We start from the raw sequence: 5966 nt of genomic DNA, 5'->3' as shown, positions 1-5966 counted from the left end.
GCGGGGGCTTGTCAGCCCCCCCCCCTGCGCGGGGCCCGGGGGGGCGGCGCGCGATCCGGAACCGCGCGCCGATGCCATCGGCGTGGATGTGCGCACGCATCGCTGGCTCGGCTTCACCATCGCCGGCGCCGCGGCGGGGCTGGCGGGCGGCCTCTACGCCTTCTCCAAGGGCTCGATCGATCCGACGCTGCTCGGCATCCCGACCTCGGTGGACTTCCTGGCGATGATCCTGCTCGGCGGCATCCAGACGGTGATGGGCCCGGTGATCGGCGCGGCGGCGTTCCATTCGATCAAGGACGTCTTCATGCCGCTGACCGACTATTGGCGGTTCTTCCTCGGCGCCTCCATCATCGCGCTGGTGCTGCTGTTTCCGCGCGGGCTCGGCGGCGCCTATGGCGCGCTGCGTGGCCGCGCGGAGGTGGTCCGCGCATGACGCTGCTGCGCGTCGAGGGGCTGAACAAGCGCTTCGGCGGCGTCGTCGCCGGGCGCGACATCTCCTTCGCGCTGGACCGGGGCGAGCTGCTGGCGATCATCGGCCCGAACGGCGCTGGCAAGTCCACGACCTTCAACATGGTGGGCGGCCAGTTGCGGCCCGACACCGGCCGCGTCCTGCTGGAGGGCGAGGAGATCACCGGCCGTCCGCCGCGCGAGATCTGCCGGCTTGGCGTCGGCCGCACCTTCCAGGTGGCGCAGACCTTCCTCTCCATGTCGGTCGTGCAGAACATCCAGATGGCGCTGATCGCCCATGCCGGGCGAACCCGGAACCTGCTGGCGCGCGCCGACGCGCTCTACCGCGGCCAGGCGATGGATCTGCTCGATCGCGTCGGCATGCGGCCGGATGCGGATCGCCCGATCGGCGAGCTCGCCTATGGCGACGTGAAGCGGGTGGAGCTGGCGATCGCGCTGGCCGCGTCGCCGCGCCTGCTGCTGATGGACGAGCCGACCGCCGGCATGGCCCCGCGCGAACGCGCCAGCCTCATGCAGCTCACCGCCGGCATCGCGCGCGAGCAGCGGATCGGCGTGCTGTTCACCGAGCACGACATGGACGCCGTCTTCGCCCATGCCGACCGGATCCTGGTGCTGGTGCGCGGCGAGATCATCGCCTCCGGCACGCCGGAGGAGGTGCGGGCGGACGAGCAGGTGAAGCGCGTCTATCTCGGCACGACCGGCCATCGCGCCGCGCTCCGCGCCCGCAAGGCAGCCGCCCATGGCTGACGCGGTGCTGGAGGTGGAGGGGCTGAAGGCCGGCTACGGGCCGGCCGAGGTGCTGTTCGGCGTCTCGCTCTCGCTCCGCCGCGGCGAGGTGGCGGCCCTGATGGGCCGAAACGGCGCCGGCAAGTCCACCACGCTCAAGGCCATCATGGGCCTGCTGCCGTCCCGCGGTGGTGCCGTCCGCTTCGCGGGCGCCGACATCACCGCCCTCCCGCCCTTCCGCATCGCGCGCCTCGGGCTCGGCTACGTGCCGGAGGAGCGGCGCATCTTCACCGACCTGACCGTGTTCGAGAACCTGGAAGTCGGGCGGCGCACCGCGCGCGCCGGCCGTTCGCCCTGGACGCCGGAGCGGCTGTTCGGGATCTTCCCCAACCTCGCGGAGATGCGCGGCCGCCGCGCCGCCGCCATGTCCGGCGGCGAGCAGCAGATGCTCACCATCGCGCGCACGCTGATGGGCAACCCCGAGGCGGTGCTGCTCGACGAACCCTCCGAGGGCCTCGCCCCGGTCATCGTGGAACAGATGGCGGAGGCGGTCCTGCGCATGAAGCAGGAAGGCATCGCCGTCCTGCTGTCCGAGCAGAACCTCGATTTCGCGGCCGCGGTCGCCGATCGCGCCTATATCATCGAGCGCGGCACGATCCGCTACGAGGGCGCCATGGAGCAGCTGGAAGCGGATGAGCATGTCCGCGAAGCCTACCTGACGGTGTGACGATGGCACGGCGCGTGGCAGGCATCGATGTCGGCGGCACCTTCACCGACCTGGTGCTGCAGGAGGCCGATGGCTCCATCCGCATCGCCAAGGTGCCGACCAGCGCCGGCAACCAGGCCGAGGGCGTGCTCGCCGCGATCGCGGCCGCCGGCAGCGATCCCGCCGCCCTCGACCTGATCATCCACGGCACCACCGCCACGACCAATGCCGTGCTGGAGCGGAAGCTCGCCCGTGTCGGCCTGATCACGACGCGCGGCTTCCGCGACGTGCTCGAGCTCGGCCGCCGCACGCGGCCGCATCCCTATGGCCTGACCGGCAGCTTCGAGCCGCTGGTGCCGCGCGAGCTGCGGCGCGAGGTGGCGGAGCGGATGGATGCGCGCGGGCAGGTGCTGGTCCCGCTCGACGAGGCGGCGGTGCGGCAGGAAGCGGCCGCGCTTCTCGACGCCGGCTGCGAGGCGCTGGTCATCCACTTCCTGCACGCCTACGCCAACCCGGCGCATGAGCTGCTGGCCGGCGAGATCGCCCGCGGCATCTGGCCGAACGCCTATGTCACGCTCGGACACGCGCTGCTCTCGGAGTTCCGCGAATACGAACGCGGCACGACCGCCAGCGTGAACGCCGCCGTGCAGCCGATCCTCGACCGCTACCTGCACCGGCTGCAGCACGACCTGGCCGCGCGCGGCCACCGGCGCGACCTGCTGGTGATGAACGGCAATGGCGGCACGGTGCCGGCGCGGCTGGTTGCGCGGGAAGCCGCCAAGACGGTGATGTCGGGCCCGGCCTCCGGCGTGATCGCGGCGGCCGCGACGCTGGCGCGCAGCGGATTGCGGAACGCCATCACCTACGACATGGGCGGCACCTCCACCGATGTCGCCCTGATCGCGGGCGGCGTGCCGGAGGTCTCCGCGGAGCTCTCGATCGCCTACGGACTGCCGATCCATCTGCCGATGGTGGATGTCAGGACGGTCGGCGCGGGCGGGGGCTCGATCGCCGGTCTCGATCGCGCCGGCATGCTGCGCGTGGGGCCGGAAAGCGCGGGGAGCCAGCCGGGCCCGATCTGCTATGGCCGCGGCGGCACCCTGCCGACCATCACCGATGCGAATGTGCTGCTCGGCCGCCTCGACCAGCAGCGCCTGCTTGCGGTGCGCGAGCCCGTCCCGCCGGAGCGGATCCGCGACGCCTTCACCCGCGAGATCGGCGACCCGCTCGGGCTCACCGCCGAGCAGGCCGCCGAGGCCGCGCTGAAGCTCGCGAATGTGCACATGACCGGCGCGATCCGCATGGTCTCGCTCTCCCGCGGGCATGACCCGCGCGACTTCGTGCTCTTCGCCTTCGGCGGCGCCGGGCCGCTGCACGCCGTGGCGCTGGCGCGCGAGATCGGCATCCCCGAGGTGCTGGTCCCAGCCAGGCCGGGCCTGACCAACGCGCTGGGCTGCCTCGTGGCCGACCTGCGACAGGATCTCGTGAACACCGTCAACCGCGGCCTGGACGACATGCCGGAAGCCGAGATCGCCGAGATGCTGGCGGCGCAGCGCGAACGCGGCCTGGCGACGGTGCTGGCCGAGAGGGGCGAGGTCGAGGACGCCATCGTGCTGCACTCCGCGGACATGCAGTTCCGCGGGCAGACCCATCTGATCCGCGTCGCGCTGCCGGAAGCCGCCGTGACAAGGGCCGGGATCCAGGCCGCCTTCGAGGCCGCCTATTTCGCCCGCTTCCAGGTGCGGCTGCCGGAGATCCGGGCGGTTCTGGTCAATCTCAACACCAGCGTGATCGGCAGGCGCCGCCGCTTCGATCCGGCCGCCCTGCTGCCGCCGGGCGACGGCGCGCCGCCGGTCGGCGAGCGCGCGATCTACGCCGATGGCGCGTGGCATCGGGCGCTGGTCTGGCAGCGCGAGCGCCTGCTGCCCGGCGCACGCATCGCGGGCCCGGCCATCGTCCAGCAGGCGGACGCGACCACCGTGCTCGAGCCCGGCAGCGCGGCCGTGGTCGATCCGATCGGCAATCTGCGCATCACGGTGACCGCATGACCGACGCGCTGACCCTCGCGGTGATCCAGGCGGGCCTGCAGCAGGTCTGCAACGAGATGGACATCGCCTTCTCGCGCGCTGCGTTCTCGCCGGTGATCGCGGAGGCCGATGACCGGTCCGACGGCATCTACGGGCCGGAGGGCGAGCTGATCGCCCAGGGCGAGCTCGGCCTGCCCGTCTTCGTCGGCACGATGGCGCATTCGGCCGCCCATCTTGCGCGCCTGATCCGCGAAGGCAGCGTCGCGGCGCCGGAGCCGGGCGACATCTACATCGTCAACGACCCCTATCTCGGCGGGACGCATCTGATGGATGTGCGCTTCGCCCGCCCGGTCTTCGTGCAGGGCGCGCTGTTCTGCTGGCTGCAGAACACCGGCCACTGGCCCGACATCGGCGGCATGGTGCCCGGCGGCTTCTCGGCCCATGCGACGGAAGTCGAGCAGGAAGGCCTGCGCCTGCCGCCGGTCAAGCTGCTCAAGCGCGGCGAGCTGGACCGCGAGATCCTGTCCATCATCCAGTCCAACATCCGCGTCGCGGAACAGCGCATCGGCGACATCAAGGCCCAGGCCGCCGCGCTGCTGGTCGGCGAGGCGCGGCTTGGCGAGCTGATCGCCCGCCACGGCCCGGACACGCTGCGGGAGGCCATCGCGGCGATCCGCCTGCGCGCCGCGGAACGCATGCGCGCGGAGATCCGCCGGATCCCCGACGGGGTCTATCGCGCCGAGACCTTCGTCGATTCGGACGGCGTGGTGAACGAGCCGCTGCGCATCGCGCTGACGCTGACCAAGCAGGATGAGAGCCTGTCCTTCGACCTCTCGGGCAGCTCGCCGCCCTGCCAGGGTCCGATGAACTCCGTCTGGGCGACCACCTGCAGCGCCATCTATCTCGGCGTGAAGCATGTCTTCCCGCATGTGCCCATCAATGCCGGCACCTTCGAGCCGCTGCAGGTGCTCCGCCCGGTGGGCACCTTCCTCGATGCACGCTACCCGCGCCCGGTCTCCGGCTGCGCGGCGGAGGTGAGCCAGCGCATCGCGGAAGCCGTGTTCCTCGCTCTCGCGCAGGCGATCCCCGACGAGCTCTGGGCCGCGCCGGCCGGCACGTCGGGGAACTTCGCGCTCGGCGGCTTCGATCCCGCCCGCAATGCCGGCCCAGGGGCGGGCTATGTGATGTACCAGATCACCGGCGGCGGCTATGGCGGCAATGCGCGCGAGGACGGGCTGACGAATGGCTGCTCCACCATCGGCATCAGCAAGACCGCGCCGGTCGAGGTGATGGAGCAGTACTACCCGGTGCTGTTCCGCCGCTTCGCGCTGCATGAGGGCTCCGGCGGCGCCGGGCGGCGGCGCGGCGGCTTCGGCGTGCATTACGAGGTGGAGCTGCTGCGCGGCGAGGCCAAGGCGAGCTTCGTGATGGACCATGGCCGTTTCGGCCCGCCCGGCGTGCAGGGCGGCGAGCCCGGCGCGCCCAATGTCGTGCGGCTGCACCGCGGCGGCATCACGACGACGCCCGAGCATCTCTCGAAGGACCAGGGGCTGCGCCTGCAGGCCGGCGATCGTGTCGAGGTGATGACGCCGGGCGGCGGCGGCTATGGCGACCCGCGCGAGCGCGAGCGCGCGCTGGTCGCGCGCGACGTGGCGCGCGGCTACTACACGCGCGAACAGGCCGAGCGCCTGTTCGGGCCCTTCCCATGACCGCCTATCATCGCCCCCGCAGCCTCGAGGAGGCCCTGGCGATCCGCGCCGCGGGCGACGTCGCGGTCATCGCCGGTGCGACGGACATCTACCCGGCGCATACGGCGCGCCGCGCCTGGGGCGATCCGACGCAGAAGGACCTGCTCGACCTCACCGCGATCCCCGGCCTCGACGGCATCGAGGAGACGCCGCAGGGCTGGCGCATCGGCTGCCTAATCACCTGGTCGGCGCTGCGCCGCGCGGCGCGGCCCCCCCGGGTGGGCGGGGGGGAGGGCGCCCCCGCCGGGGGCGGCGGGGGGGCGGGTCAGGACCCCGGGGCGCGCGGCGGGG

General features: G+C 72.5%; 6 protein-coding genes. All 6 read left to right on the top strand.

Going from position 1 to position 5966, the window contains the following annotated elements; all coding sequences use genetic code 11:
• Positions 1–433: ABC transporter permease subunit (locus AC1MIR_RS24955; RefSeq protein ID WP_480030875.1), on the top strand; the 433-nt coding region annotated here is incomplete at its 5' end.
• Positions 430–1215: an ABC transporter ATP-binding protein gene (locus tag AC1MIR_RS24950; protein ID WP_480030874.1), complete on the top strand. Its 786-nt coding sequence runs from the start codon at positions 430–432 to the stop codon at positions 1213–1215. The genes AC1MIR_RS24955 and AC1MIR_RS24950, both read left to right, overlap by 4 nt.
• Positions 1208–1921 (top strand): ABC transporter ATP-binding protein, encoded by a 714-nt coding sequence (locus AC1MIR_RS24945; RefSeq protein WP_480030873.1) that lies wholly within the window; start codon positions 1208–1210, stop codon positions 1919–1921. Before AC1MIR_RS24950 ends, AC1MIR_RS24945 begins: the two co-directional genes overlap by 8 nt.
• A 14-nt stretch (positions 1922–1935) precedes the next feature.
• Entirely contained in the window at positions 1936–3948 is a 2013-nt protein-coding gene (locus tag AC1MIR_RS24940) for a hydantoinase/oxoprolinase family protein (protein WP_480030872.1), read from the top strand.
• Entirely contained in the window at positions 3945–5636 is a 1692-nt protein-coding gene (locus tag AC1MIR_RS24935) for a hydantoinase B/oxoprolinase family protein (protein WP_480030871.1), read from the top strand. The genes AC1MIR_RS24940 and AC1MIR_RS24935 overlap by 4 nt, the downstream gene beginning before the upstream one ends.
• On the top strand, positions 5633–5966 hold a 334-nt coding region (locus tag AC1MIR_RS24930; protein WP_480030870.1), incomplete at its 3' end, for an FAD binding domain-containing protein. The genes AC1MIR_RS24935 and AC1MIR_RS24930, both read left to right, overlap by 4 nt.

The sequence above is a fragment of the Falsiroseomonas sp. RANM36 genome, from assembly GCF_056682175.1.
Note: the sequence above shows the minus strand (reverse complement) of the source record. Positions and strands in the feature narration are given on the sequence as shown.